General features: G+C 57.8%; 8 protein-coding genes. 7 read left to right on the top strand and 1 reads right to left on the bottom strand.

The window, feature by feature from the left end; genetic code table 11:
* Positions 1–48: 48 nt before the first annotated feature.
* From G6R38_RS17850 to G6R38_RS17880, 7 genes are all read left to right on the top strand, one after another.
* Positions 49–7,071 (top strand): Calx-beta domain-containing protein, encoded by a 7,023-nt coding sequence (locus G6R38_RS17850; RefSeq protein ID WP_390881431.1) that lies wholly within the window; start codon positions 49–51, stop codon positions 7,069–7,071.
* 472 nt (positions 7,072–7,543) lie between these two features.
* Positions 7,544–7,879, top strand: coding sequence for a hypothetical protein (locus tag G6R38_RS17855; RefSeq protein ID WP_240928261.1), 336 nt, complete (start codon positions 7,544–7,546; stop codon positions 7,877–7,879).
* A 261-nt stretch (positions 7,880–8,140) separates the two neighbouring features.
* Positions 8,141–8,512: a hypothetical protein gene (locus G6R38_RS17860; protein WP_166829181.1), complete on the top strand. Its 372-nt coding sequence runs from the start codon at positions 8,141–8,143 to the stop codon at positions 8,510–8,512.
* A 147-nt stretch (positions 8,513–8,659) separates the two neighbouring features.
* Entirely contained in the window at positions 8,660–9,802 is a 1,143-nt protein-coding gene (gene cpaB, locus G6R38_RS17865) for a Flp pilus assembly protein CpaB (RefSeq protein ID WP_166829184.1), read from the top strand.
* 122 nt (positions 9,803–9,924) lie between these two features.
* Positions 9,925–11,265, top strand: coding sequence for a CpaF family protein (locus G6R38_RS17870; protein ID WP_240928262.1), 1,341 nt, complete (start codon positions 9,925–9,927; stop codon positions 11,263–11,265).
* A 74-nt stretch (positions 11,266–11,339) separates the two neighbouring features.
* On the top strand, positions 11,340–12,278 hold the full coding sequence (locus G6R38_RS17875; RefSeq protein WP_166829187.1) for a type II secretion system F family protein: 939 nt from the start codon (positions 11,340–11,342) through the stop codon (positions 12,276–12,278).
* A 33-nt stretch (positions 12,279–12,311) separates the two neighbouring features.
* Positions 12,312–13,283, top strand: coding sequence for a type II secretion system F family protein (locus tag G6R38_RS17880; RefSeq protein WP_166829190.1), 972 nt, complete (start codon positions 12,312–12,314; stop codon positions 13,281–13,283).
* Between the two features lie 43 nt (positions 13,284–13,326).
* Here G6R38_RS17880 and G6R38_RS17885 read toward each other — a convergent pair whose 3' ends face one another.
* The gene (locus G6R38_RS17885; protein ID WP_166829193.1) at positions 13,327–14,292 is read right to left on the bottom strand and encodes a tetratricopeptide repeat protein; all 966 of its coding nucleotides are present in this window, start codon (positions 14,290–14,292) and stop codon (positions 13,327–13,329) included.
* Positions 14,293–14,387: the final 95 nt, after the last annotated feature.

Consider the following 14,387-nt stretch of genomic DNA (forward strand, 5'->3'; position numbering starts at 1 on the left):
GTTGCCGACGATACCGGAGAGGGCACAGTTGAAAACGATGACGCGGCCATAATCAGCATCGGCGATGCAACAATCACAGAAGGAGGAATCTTGTCCTTCGATGTGACGATCACCAATCCCGTCGATGTCGCCGTCACCCTTGACGCCGACACGCAAGACGGAGCCGCCACCCTCGCTGACTCCGACTACACGGCGTTAGTGGCTGACCCTGTCAATTTCGCGCCCGAGAGCACGACGACATTCACCGTCATGGTCCAATCCACCGCTGACGCCAAAGTTGAATTGGATGAAACCCTGTCCGTCATGCTCAGCAATTTAAATGCTGGTGGTAGGGACGTGTCGATCTCCGGAGATACCGGACAGGGCACAATTGAAAATGACGATTCTGCAACCATCAGCATCAATGATATCATGATGGCCGAAGGCGATGGCGGCGGGACAACGCCATTCGTCTTCACCGTCACCTTGGATGCCGCAGTTGATGCCAATGTTTCCGTCGACTTCAATACAACCAGCGGTTCCGCAGTGACTCCCGACGATTATGCGACCAATGCTGGCACGCTGACATTCCCCGCAAACAGTCCGCCCAACAGCACAATGATGATCACCGTGGACGTGGTCGCTGATGAACTGCTCGAACTGGATGAAACATTCCAGGTTGCCTTGAGCGGTTTGATCGCGAACGGTCGCACTGTGTCGATCGCCGATGGCATTGGCGTAGCCACCATCCAAAACGATGACAACGACATCATCCTTACCGGCACCGGCATGGATGATATTTTGGAAATCATCGCCACCGGACGCGATTCGGGGACGTACCAGCTCTTCACTGGCGGCACACCGAACCCGCAAACACCGAATCCCGTACCCTTCACCGGGATCGATTCAGTCGACTTCGACGGTTTGGGCGGCAGCGATATTCTACGCATCACCAACCCAGCGGGTGATTACTTCCACCCGACCGGCGGTATCATTTATGAAGGCGGCACTGGTGGAACGGCCGAGAACGACACGCTCGAAATCCTCGGCGGAACCGTTACCAGTTTGCAGTTCGATTACACCAACGACAATGACGGCTTCGTCTCCTACGACGGCACGCAGAGCATCACCTACACGGGGTTGGAGCCGATTACGTCGACGATTAATGCGACGAATGTCATTCTGAACTACAACAATGCGGCGGCGGAGAACATTACTGTCGTTGATAACGGCAACGGTACGCTCACGGTTGATTCAGGGGCGGCGGAAGTCACTACGTTCGATAAACCAAGCGGTTTATTGGACATCAACGCTGGCACGAACGACACCGTGACCTTCCAAGGTGGAAACACGATTGGTCTGGGTGCCGCCAATCTCAACGTGGATGCCGGGACCGTTGTCGTGACACAAAATGTCACGACCACCGGGAACGCCACACTCACAGCCCGTACTGGTGGCATCACCGACAATACCGACGATGGCAATGCCAACTTGACGGCCACGAATATCACGTTGGAAGTCTTGACGGCGGGGAGTGATATCGGCGGAAGTATGGGGGGGGATCGCTTTGAACTTGATGCCGACGTATTGGAGATCAACAGTGTCGGTAGTCAGGATTACTTCATCCTGGATACAGCGGGGGGCCTACAAGTCGTCGATAGCTCCGCCGGTGGCACCGGTGTGTTTGACCTACGTGTTGTAGACGGTGACCTGACCGGCGTTACCGGTGGCCCTGGCGATGTGCGAGGCAATGTCGTCATCGTTGAAGTCACCGGCGCTGGCCAGATCGGAACCAACTCCAGCAACGCATTGGAAATCAACGCCTTGACTCGCTTCGATGCCACCAGTGCTGGCGGCGATATCTACGCGCGAGACATCAATACGGACTTGCCAGTTGGCGTGGTCAATGCTGGAGCCGGACACGTTGAGCTCACGGTGCCTGGCGGCTCAATTACAGATGCTGATACAGACGCCAACGACATCACCGCAGCGTCCGCCATTCTGCTCGCCTCCAATAATGTCGGTAGTGGTAGCAACTTCTTGGACACCACCGTTGGCCAACTCGAAGGCCGCGCTGGCGGAGCCGGCGGGTTCTGGGTTGAGAACACTGGAGACCTGGAAGTTGGTGGCATTCTCAGCGGGCAGGGAACCACAACAAACGGCGTGACAACCGAAGGTGGAAACATCTCCATCTACGTGGAATCGGGCAATCTGACGATCAGCGAAATTGTCGATTCCAACCGCAACGGAACGATGAACGGTGGCAACATCGCCCTGGAAACCGGCGTGGCTCCGCCTATGGGTGGTGACATCACGATTGCGGCTCCGGTGCTGAGCGGTGGCGGCACGGTCACTGCGGAAGCCGAAGGGAACATCATCTTCACTGCGGTCGGCCTGATCGATGTCGAAACCGGCGGAGCAACAGTGACTCTGCTCGCCGACGCCGACACCACGGGCGGTGGTGGAATCACAATGGCCGATGGTTCTGTCGTGAACGCTCGCGGTGGGGATATCGATCTCGATGCGACTGACGATATTCTGCTCGCCAGTTTGATCAGCATTGGTGGGAACGTCACACTCGATTCGACGGGTGGTTCGATTCTGGACAATGGCGACGGCGTGGCACAAATCGCACCGATCGACGATGGCGACGCCGGTTACAGTGCACCAGGGTTTGCTTCGTCGACGGTCCCTGGCTTCAACGGTGATACGGAATTCAGCTTCGCCGGTTCCGGGAACACAGCGACATGGACCTTCAGCGGCCTCACTCCGGGACTGTACCAGGTCGCTGCGAGTTGGGGAGACAATGCGAATCGCGCATCCAACGCCCCGTATTCCATTTCGAGTGGTGGGGCCCCCATCAATGTGACCGCTAACCAGAAAGTTCCTGCGCAAGGCGATGTGGTTGTCTCAGGCACGAACTTCGAATTCCTCGGTGGCCCCATCAACGTGGGACCGGCGGGAACCTTGACGGTGCAACTCACCGATGTTGGGGCGAACGGAGTTGTCAGTGCTGATGCCGTGCTCCTCCAACAGTTCTTGGCAGACGTTACCGCCGACACGCTCATCGCCAGAGCAAACGGATCGGTTGGAACCAGCGGCAACGCCATCGACAGCGACGTCGGCAACTTGGAAGGCTCGGCTGCTGTCGACGGATTCTTCCTTGAGAACACCGGCAATCTCACGATTGGTGGTATCAACGGAGTCACCGGTGTCTCATCGGGCGGCTCATCCGTGGTGATCCAGAATGCAGGGTCAGTGGATGTCACGGAGAACGTGTCCGCGGACGCCGACATTGAAATTGTCTCGCTTGCACTCGCTGGGTCTCAGACAATCACAGTGATCCCAGGTGTCACAGTAGGTGCAGGAAACAATGTCACGCTGCAATCGAGTGACGATCTTGACCTGCAAGACTCCTCAACCGTGCAAGCCGGTGGCCAAATCTTCCTCTTCGGTGATTTTGGCGATGGCGATGCATCGGGAGCGAACATCAACCTCTTCGGCACGTTGGCTTCCGATGACAGTGTCGGTGGGGTGATGGTCACGGGTGGAGGTGACGATGACACCATCACACTGAACCCCAGTGTCATGCACTCCGCGGATTCCGCTTTGCTTGACGGCCAAGGCGGCGACGACACCTATCACATCTTCTTCGGCCGACTCAATGGCGTAGATAACGCCGTCAGCGTCGTCGAGGCCGGCCCCGCAATGGCCAACAACGATCAAGTCATTCTCGAAGGTCGCGATGTCGATGAAGTATTCGATGTCCTCGGGCAAAACGGCGGCACGGTGCGAGCGGTCGGTGAAACGCCAATGACCAATGAGACCGTAACGTACTCGCTCGGCGTCGAACAACTTTCGATCTTCGCCAATGGCGGCGAGGACGGGGACACGCTGAATGTCGAGCCTTCGCAGACGGCGACGATTTTCGTCGATGGCGGTTCGCCCGGGTTTGGTCCCGGTCCGGACGATGTGCCGGCTCGCAGCGGCGACACGCTCAACTTCGATTCGTTGGGCAACACGTTTGCGATTCAGGGCAAGACGATTCTGACCGATGGCGGCACGCCGATGCCGTTCAAAGGCGTGACGTTCTTCGGCATCGAGAATTTGCCGCTCGATCCGCTCGGCTCGGACGTCGGCAAGTTCGACTTCGACAAAACTAGCAACGGCGATGTCGCGATTACCCAGGCCGGTTACACCTCGGTGCCGCAGAACCAGATCTACGTCGAGACCGACCCGGTGGGCACCCGCTTCGGTTGGCTGGACATGCCGGGCGAGTTGAACGATTTCGATTTGGGAGCCGGGACCACGGCCAACTTCGACGACGTCTTCCGCGACGGTCACGGCGGCAACGGCCCGAACACCTTCCGAGCGGACGTGGCGACCAACGGTTGGTATCTCGTCTCCGCAAAGCTCGGTGACGGAACGGCTTTGGACGACATTCAAATTCGCAACGGCGACACCGGTCAAATTCTGATCGAGGAGATCGACAGCTTGGCCGGCGAGAGCGTGGCCGTCACGTTCGCCGTCCTCGTCGAAGACAACACGCTGGATATCACCTTCGACGACCTGGGCGGTTTGGCCTTCTTCTCGGTCAACGGGTTGGAGTTCCGGCCCGGTAACTTGCTGACGTTCGGCAGCCCCGATCCGGCGATTCAAGTCGTGCCGAATAGCCCGACCGATCCGATCGACGCGGTGGATGTCGGCGATGGCGACGAACCGTTCCTGTCCGACGGTCGTACCGTGCGGTACTTCAACGGCTACAACGCCACCGCCAATTCGGTCGTGACCGTCACGGCGATGCTCGATTCCGACGCCGACGGTTTGGACGGCCTGCCGGATCTGGATGTCACCGTGTTGGCGTCGCTGGATATCGATCCCGATGTCGCCGGTGTGCAGGTGCAAGCCGACGCCAACGGAGAGTTCCAATACGCAATCGTCAGCCCGTCCGGTCGCGGCACGGTGTTCATCAAGATGGAGGAACTCAGCGGCGACCAAACCGGTTGCATCGCGTTGGACTTCGTCTCACCGACCGATCGGCTATTCGACTTCAACGCCACGCTTGCCAGCCCGACGCAAATTCCGGCGGCCGATCCGACCGACGGCACCGCGGGCGATCCGGCTGACGACGCCTACCACGGCGTATTGCCGACGGAGATCTTCGAACCAGGAACCGGTTATGGGTGGGTCGGCGGCAGTGGCATCGGCGGTTACGATCGCGGTCCGCAAGCGGAAACCGTGCAAGGGGAACTGCGGCAAGACGCCCACCAAAGCAACGTCGATCAGGTTTTCCGCGTGGAGCTGGCACCGGGCACGTACACCGTCAACGTGACCGTCGGTGATTCCACGACCGCTCGTCCGAACGTCGAAGTCTCGGCCAACGGCGTGGTCGTGTTGCCCGACTTGGATGCGGCGGCGGGCGAGTTCGTGACCGGCACCTTCGAGGTCACCATCGGCCCCGCCGGTGTGTTGGACTTGAACTTTGGGTTGAGTGCACCGGCGTCGTTCTGGGTCGTCAACGGCTTGGAAATTCGCTCGATGCAGGAAGGCATCGTGAACACGAATGTCGTCCGCGGCAACGGGAACGATCAAGCCGATGGCTCCACGATCGATCAGATCACCGGCCAAACCGCGACTCCGCCGGCCGACGGAGAGATGTATCTCACCGTGACCACGGACGTCGGCGTGTTGGTCAATGATGCGTCGGCCGCGTACGCCGGTCATCAGGTCTTCGTCGATGCCGCCGGCAACTTCACGATCGACATTCGCCGACCGTCTTCGAATATGGACGTCACCGCCACGGTGGACGTGCTCGCCGTGGACGGCTCGGTGGCCGACTCGACCACCATCGACTTCACCGCGTTCGCCGGTGCTCCGCCGCGACGGTTCGACTTCAACCAAGGTGCCAGCGGTCTGACCGCCGCCGACTTCACGGCGGTGGCCCACAACAACTTGTTCAACGGGGACTTCGGCTGGCAAACCACAGTCGCGCCGTTCGACTTCTTCGCCGCGAACTCGGCCACGCCGTTGTTGCGGCGGGACGGAGCCCGCGGCAGTGCCCCCGGCACCTTCCAAGTCAGTGCCGACATCGGGACCGATTACGATCTCCGCGTGTATGTCGGGTCGCGGTTCGTGCCGACGCAAGTGCAAGTCTCGGTCGAAGGCGGTGCGTTCACCGCCACGTCGGCGGCGGTCGGTGGGAACACCTTCACCACCGTCACACTCTTGGGCGTCAGCGATCAAAACGCCGATGGCATCATCGATATTGCTCTCTCCGGTGTCGGAGGCAGTTGGTGGGTCAACGGGCTGGATATCGCGGAATCCGCCAGCGGTCTGCCGCCGGCCGCTCCGCTGACCTTCGCCGGAGAAGCCGGTGACGGAGCCGCCACGGTCTCGGCGTCCGCTTTGGAAACGATCGCCACCGCCGCCATCACCCGCCTCGCCGCCGCCGGGGAAGACGTCTCCGGCTTGGCCGGCGTCGAGTTCCAAATCACCGATCTCAATGACCAACACGCCCTGGGCCTGGCCGGTTCCCGAGTGATCTTGATCGATGACGACGGCTTCGGCCACGGTTGGTTCGTCGACCAAACTCCGCTCGTCGATGAAGAGTTCACGCTCGTCACTGGCTCCGAACTCTCCGCAACCCACGCCGCTGCCGCCGATCAAGTCGACCTGCTCACCGTCGTGATGCACGAACTCGGCCACATCCTCGGCTACGGCGATCTCGACGCGGCCACCAACCCCAATGAGCTAATGACCGGCGAACTCGGCCTCGGCACCCGCCGCCTGCCATCACCAACCGCGAACGCGGACGCGGACTCGTCCACCGAGTCCACCAGCGCAAGCGACAGCGGTGTGAACGCAAGCGAACCCGCCGCCGTCGGTTTCGAGGCGAACACCAATGATGGCATCGACGGAAGCGAAAGCGCCCCGGTCGACGACGAGTCCTGGACCACCAGCGATTCGCCCGAAAACACCCCGACCGACCCAGCGGAAAGCACCGAGGAACTGCGAGATACCGTCTTCGCAGCCCTCCTCGAAACCGCAAAAACCAAAACCCCCTGGGACCTCTTCGAAACCCCCACCCTCTAACAAACCCACCCCACCCCAACACCCGGGGTTAACCCCGGGGGCTAATCCCGCGGCCTCAATTACTTCGAGGCCGCGGTTTTCTTTTGCCACCACCCGTTCTCGTCAAAACCACCCAGAATCGCAATACCTCCGCTACGCGCTCACTGGCTGGGGTAGTTGTGTCCTATCGACAGAGAGTTGGCGCTTCAATGTTAACTGTGGGAAACAGAACAGACTGTCGAACCAACTCGATCAATACCAAAGTGACAGGAAGGTCTCGTTTTCCCTGGAAAACACGTGAGATTTACGCTGTATGGGAAGTTGAGCAAAGTGTTTCGCAAACTGAACATCGTTGGCACGCAAGGTGCATAAGTAGTCGTCGGCAACTGGCCAGTTGTTAAACAAAGAGCGGCACCTGACCTGGGTGTGCAACTTCAGTCAGGCACCGCCGCGTCAAAACACACATGTTTCTATCTTAACGGAAAACCATCAAATGAAAACTCTTGCTCAATTGTGGAACGACGAAGCTGGCTTCATCGTTTCCAGCGAACTTGTGCTGATCGCGACGATCGTCGTCATCGGCTTGATTGCCGGTCTGACTGCTGTCCGTGACGCTGTCGTTGGCGAACTCGCCGACGTTGGTGCCGCTGTCGGCGACGTCAACCAAAGCTTCTCCTTCGGTGCGATCACCGGTCACTGCTCCAGCACCGCTGGCTCGATCTTCTCCGACGAAGGCGACTTCTGCGAAATCGACGACGCCAACAACGACACCCCGGCAATCGCCGCTCAGTGTATCGACATCTGTATCGTCGCTGCGACTCCAGAATAATTCGGTCGAGCGTTGCAGTTGAATGCAGCGGTTCAGCGAGGCAACTTGTCCGGTTGCCTCGCTGACTTCCTTGATCGGTGAAATCAGTCAAAAACGATTCGTACGGGGCCATTTCTAAACACTACTTGGCGACAACCATCTCGCAACAATGATGGGTGGCTTCAGCTCTGGAATAGTTTTTGCGGAATCGAAGTTGGTTCTTCGAGGCTCTCGGAGAACCAACATTTTCTTGGGTTTGTAATTCGCAACAGGTAACAAACCGTGACAATTTCTCGTCGAACACATCTACTACGGCGTTTGTTAGACGACGAGCGGGGTGTGATTCAGCCGGTCATGTACGTGTTTCTGGTTGCAGTTGTGTCGATCGGTGTGATTGCCGGCTTGACTGCGGTTCGCGATTCCGTGGTGCAGGAATTCGGCGATCTGAGCTTGGCCCTGCAAAACATCGATCAGAGTTACACGGTCAACTGCACAATCAACGGGACTGTTTTCAGTTTCGGATTCGTCGATGGCGCACCGGTCGCGGACCCGGACGGTTCGGAACCGGCGGGAATTGACATTTGTCTGCCGGCGACTCAGGAAGCTTTTGGTGTTGGCGGCGGTGGCGGTCCGCTTGACGCAACGCCTGAATAGATTCACCGGTGTTCGGTACATCGATTGCACTGCAAATACAACGGCTGAATGATGCGGAAAATTCAGTCAGTCACTCTCTCTTTCGTACTCAATAAAACCTCAGTGTTCCCAAGGCGTGTGATCGCATTTGGGTAGGAGAATGAGCGGATGGCTCGAGTTAGTTCAGGTACATTGACCATTCTCGTGTTCGCCGTGATGGTCGGTCTCGGCGGAGCGTATGTCGTTCGGCAGAACATCGAAACCCGCCCGGCGTTGCCTCCGGTGCCGCAGGCTCCGGCAAGTAATTTCATCGTTCCTGTGGCCGCCTATGAGTTTGAGTCCGGACAGACGGTGACTCAAAATGGAATTGCCATGTTGCAATTTACGCCAGAGCAATTCACGAAAAGCAAATATGCGGGAATGCCTTATATGCGGTCGGTCACCCAGATCGAAGATCGAGTTCTGCGGACGGATATGAAGCAGGGGGAGGCGTTTTTGACATCGAACTTCTACCCTGATGGTTCGGGGCCGGGGATTGCGGATCGTTTGGAAGAAGGTTATCGAGCGGTCACCGTGCCGATTGAAGATGTGGGTGCCGTTGAGGGGTTCGCTCGTCCGGGTAGTTATGTGGATGTCTTGTTCCGCTCTGAAGTGACGGAAGATCGCCCGGAGGTAACAGTAACCCTTCTGGAGCGCATCCAAGTGTTATCAGTCAATCGCAACATCATCGCGGAAAAAAGTGTTGATGTCGAAAACGATGGCCGGGTGACGTTGGCGGTCACGCCGATGCAGGCAAAGGTGCTTAAGGTGGTTGAAGGTCGTGGCCAACTGTCGTTGACGCTGCGAAACCCGAACGACGAACTCGACACGATGCCAGTCGATGTTCGTGATCCCCGGCTCAACCCGAACGATCGTCTGCGAGCGATGGCACAAGCGATGGCCCGGAACCCGAACGTTGGTCCGGCTGGTGTCATGCCCGTTCAGAAACTTCAGCCCGCAGCCACACAAGCGAGCACTTGGCAGTACGGCACCGATCGTGTTCTCGCGGGTTCCGACCAAGTCAGTCTGGATGACTTGCTGGGCACGCCTCCGAAACCGAAGCCCGTGCAAATGGAAGTCTATCGCGGCGGACAAAAAGACGTGCTGACATTCGAGCAACCGGCGTCGGTCGCTGCTCCTGGTCGCATGATCAACCGCCCGACGATTTCGACACCACTCGTCGGGCCGAAACCGCAAAAGAAATACGGTCGCCAAATGCAAACCGTCTCGTCGGAAGATGAACCGGTCGGTTCCACGATGGCGGGTGGTTAAATCGGCGGGGCGGTGTGAAGTACGTTCCGGGAAGCGGGTATTGAAAACCCAACGGTTCTCGAATTTGTCGCGAGTTTCAGAGATCGAGCAACGGTCTAGGCAGGAGTGTTTCGGTGGCGTCCATGCAGTCGCGAACGGTCATGGTGGAGCCTTCGGATGATCACGAGTTGGTCGACGAAAGCGAACTCCGATTCCAGAAACTTAAGGTCCTTGTTCACGAGCGATTGGTCGATGCACTCGACTTGTCGATGCTCGCCCATATTCCGCAGGCCGAATTAGAAACGGAAGTTCGGGCCGTCGGTGCCGAAGTGGTAGCCGAGGAAGCTCCGAATATTTCCGCCGAGGACCGCACGCGGTTGCTCGACGAACTCTACGACGAAGTGTTCGGACTCGGGCCAATCGAAGCCCTGATGAAAGATGACCACATCAGCGATGTGTTGGTTAATCATCCGCATGAAGTCTACGTCGAACAGCAAGGGCGGTTGGAGCGGTCGGATGTCATTTTCGCCGACAACGATCACCTCATGCGAATCATTCAACGGATCGTTTCGAGAGTCGGCCGCCGGATTGACGAAGTCAGCCCGATGGTGGATGCACGGTTGCCCGATGGAAGCCGAATCAACGCGGTCGTGCCACCACTCGCACTCGATGGGCCGACGTTGTCGATTCGTCGCTTCGGTAAACGGCCGTTGCAAGTTGAAGATTTGATCGACAGCCACTCGATTCATGCCGACATGGTTGAGTTTTTGGCGGCCGCCATCGAAGCTCGGGTGAGTTTCCTGATCTCTGGTGGAACGGGTGCCGGAAAAACGACCTTGATGAACGCACTGACGCAATTCATCCCTGGCGACGAGCGGCTAATTACGGTGGAGGATTCGGCCGAGTTGCGGCTGCTGCACCGACACGTCATCCGAATGGAAACTCGTCCCGCAAACACCGAAGGCACTGGTGAGGTGTCGCAACGTTCGCTCGTTCGCAACAGTTTGCGGATGCGTCCGGACCGCATCATCATTGGGGAAGTTCGGGGAGCGGAAGCTCTCGACATGCTCCAGGCAATGAACACGGGGCATGAAGGCTCGTTGACAACAATTCATGCCAATGACACCCGTGATGCACTCGCCCGGCTGGAACTCATGGTGGCTATGGCTGGGTTTGAGTTGCCGATTCCGGTCGTGCGGCAATACATCGCATCGGGGATTGCGTTGGTGGTTCACTTGTCACGGCTGAAAGGTGGTGTGCGACGAGTGATGCGAATTTCGGAGATCACCGGTCTTCGTGACGGCGGGCTGCACATGGAAGACATCTTCGGATTCGAACAAACCGGGGTGGATGACACGGGAATCGCTCAGGGGGAATTCTTCGTGACTGGCTACCGGCCAATGTGTCTCTCGCGACTGCGAGCAGCCGGCATCCGGTTGCCGGATGAAATGTTCGACAAACGTCACATTCCCGTTCGCAGCTAGACCAAGCCTAGAACACGAACACGTTTGCCTGGCGGCAGCACGACGAAATCGAAAGTATTTCCGAGACGAGAATCATGGGTGCCAACCAAACCATTCTAATTGCCTTCGGATCGATCAGTTTTTTGGTCGTCGCGTTGGGTTTGGCGGTGCGGGATTTGTTGTCTCCACGACGCCCGTCAGATTCTTCATTGCCAGCCGGTCGACGAGGAAGCATCCGTCGTCAGAAGACCGTCTTCGATCAAAAACCCGCCACGACGTTTTTCGGCAAGGTCGACCAGGGTTTTGATCGACTCGTTCTCGAAGCCGACAGTGTCGACTCACCGCAAGCGGCGTTTCTGCTGATTCTGCTCAGTGGATTGTTGGTCGGTGGTGGCCTGTGGATGTATAGCAATGAAGTTCTCGCCGCCATCGCCGGTGGATTGCTGGGAATGATGTTGCCACTGATTACCTTTTCGATTCAACGAACGCGGCGGTTTCGCGAAATTCGGGAGCAGATGCCGCACGTGCTGGACATGCTCTCGCGAGCGTGTCGGGCAGGGCAGAACTCCGAACAGGCAATTCAATTGGTCGGCGACGAAATGGACGGAGCCATTGGTCGGGAGTTTCGCCGATGCGGTCGCGAGTTGGAACTCGGGCGTTCCTTCGGTGAAGTTATGCGATCGCTGGGTAACCGCGTCCGAACAATGGACATGCGAATTTTGACGACCACGCTGGTGGTTCAACGTCGAACCGGTGGAAGTTTGCCGGATACCCTGGAGCGAATGTCGGGCGTTGTTCGCGACCGCATTAATGCCCAGCGACAAATGCGGGCTAGCACAGGTGCCGGACGAGCATCAACCATGCTCGTCACGATGATCGCACCGTTGGCGTACTTGTTCATGTTTGTCTTCCACCGAGAACATCTGGCGAACTTGTATCAAGACCCGATCGGGCGCGTGATGCTCGTGATGGCGGTCATTTTGGAAATCATCGGTATTGTTTGGGTCATGACGTTGCTTCGGCAAGTTGATTGATCGCCTGAATGAAAGCGGAAGAAAGACCGTCGAATGACTTTGTTCAGAGATCCCACATTCTTGACATGGTTCCTAGGCATCACAGCCGTGATGTACTGGGTGGGGATGACGGCCCTTGCCGGGCGTCGACGGGTCCGGCACATTCAAGACATGTACGAACCGGGAATGCGGAAGACTCCCGGCAAACTGCGTCGCTCACTCGCAGGGTTGCTGCCAGTGTCGGAATCCGGAATGGATCGGCTTGAGCAAGAACTGAAACGAGCCGGTTACTACGCCTCGTTTGCGGCGATCGAATTCCTGGCGACTCGAAATACAATTGTGGTCGGCCTTGCCTTGATCGGCGGAACCGCGGCTGTGCTCTCCGATCCGACGACATCGGTTCCCGAACTCATCATGATCGCAACGGTGGTTTTCGCCGCACTCGCCTACCTGGTTCCTCGTTTGATTCTGAAAATCCAATCACGGGCACGTTTGGGACGGATCGAAACCGGTCTGCCCGATGCACTGGACATGGTGAGGATGTGCTTGACCGGCGGCCTTCCGTTACGCGGAGCGTTGGAACGGGTCGCACAGGAAGTGGAGTTCTTCCATCCCGATTTAGCCGTGGAGTTGGAAGTTGTCCGCCGACACGCCGAAGCCGACACGATGCCCAAAGCGTTGCGAGAATTCTCTCGCCGGCTGAACACACCGGATGTCAATGCCTTGGCGACATTGGTCAGCCAAACCGAGCGTTTAGGAACACACGTCGCAGTTGCAGTGACGGAGTTCGCGGACAGCGTCCGTCGGCAACAACGTCAACGAGCGGAAGAGCGAGCCAGCAAAACGAGTATTCGGATGCTGTTCCCCGTCATCTTCTGTCTGGCTCCGCCGGTGTTCATTCTACTTCTCGGCCCACCCGTGTTGCAGCTGAAGAACTTCTTGAAAGATGCCCACGGCGTCGACGGCGTCCTCAACCCCGAAACCTACAGCGAACTGCCAACTAACGACAGCTCCCCTGAGAACTGATCCGTCAGAATTCGACGCGAAATGGTTCGCGATTGATTCCGTCTCATTGACCGGGGGCCACCGCCGTGGGAAGCTGCCAGTTGCTTTCAGATGTTTGGCCCTGGGGTGGCGTTGGAACGAGTCTTGACGGCATGTCGACAACTGGCGGAGTCGCTTCGACAGTCACCGTGGCGCTTCCGAACCAAGGTTGTGACGGCCTTTCGGGAGTTGGTTCGGAATCTACCGGAGCAGGGGCCGATTGCGGCGGAGCGGTTGCCGATGCCAATTGCACTGGGGCAGCGGTTTGGTTGGTTGTCGGCGTGACGGAAGCCACGACGCGAGGCTTCGCGGATCGCTGCTTTTCTTCCCAATAAGCGATCTGCACTAAAGCGTTCTTCGCGGCATTCGATTTGGGATCGAGGTCCAAAGCGATCGAGTAATGCTTCTTCGCCAAGCCCAATTCACCACGTTGCATCAACACGAATCCGACATTCGCATGGGCCTCGGCGTCGTCGAGGACACGCCGGAATAGGCTCCAGCTTTCATCGACTCGGCCCATCGCACCGGTGACGGTCGCCAGATTAACCACGACTCGCTCATCTTGCGAATCCAGCTCGTACGCATGTTTGAGCAAGCTCTCGGCCTGCTCAAGGTCGCCCGCCAAATATAATGCGTATCCGCGATCGGCGTACAAGCTGGCGTTGTCTGGTTTCAATTGACGAGCCAACTCAAATTGCTGACTCGCCAAGTCGTGCTGATCAAGTCTCGTGTAGATGACCATCAACCGATGATGCAACTCCACTTTCTCCGGGTGCTCAAGAACCAATTGCTCGAACATCGTCCGAGCTTTCGCCAAGTCTCCCTGACGTTCATGAAGACGCGCCATGCTTGAGCGGACTTGGAACTCGTTGGCGGCTTGCTCGGTGGGAGTGGCCGTTGTTGCATTTCGGTCGGAAAGATTCGCACAACCGCACAAAGCCCCGCTAATCATCGCTGCTGTCAGAGAGTGTCGCATCCAAGAGAATCGCATGATGAATCACGTCCTATGAGAGTCCGAAGAACTTTGCGGCGTCCATCTCGTTTTTCAGATCCATCCCGCGAAAATACAGAGACGGTTCTGAAAGC

The organism is Thalassoroseus pseudoceratinae (assembly GCF_011634775.1).
In the GTDB taxonomy this organism is placed as follows: domain Bacteria; phylum Planctomycetota; class Planctomycetia; order Planctomycetales; family Planctomycetaceae; genus Thalassoroseus; species Thalassoroseus pseudoceratinae.

Coding starts and splice junctions, on each gene's coding strand:
- G6R38_RS17855 (WP_240928261.1), top strand. CDS start 7,544: ATGAAAACTCTTGCTCAATTGTGGAACGACGAAGCTGGCTTCATCGTT.
- cpaB (WP_166829184.1), top strand. CDS start 8,660: ATGGCTCGAGTTAGTTCAGGTACATTGACCATTCTCGTGTTCGCCGTG.
- G6R38_RS17870 (WP_240928262.1), top strand. CDS start 9,925: ATGCAGTCGCGAACGGTCATGGTGGAGCCTTCGGATGATCACGAGTTG.
- G6R38_RS17875 (WP_166829187.1), top strand. CDS start 11,340: ATGGGTGCCAACCAAACCATTCTAATTGCCTTCGGATCGATCAGTTTT.
- G6R38_RS17880 (WP_166829190.1), top strand. CDS start 12,312: ATGACTTTGTTCAGAGATCCCACATTCTTGACATGGTTCCTAGGCATC.
- G6R38_RS17885 (WP_166829193.1), bottom strand. CDS start 14,292: ATGCGATTCTCTTGGATGCGACACTCTCTGACAGCAGCGATGATTAGC.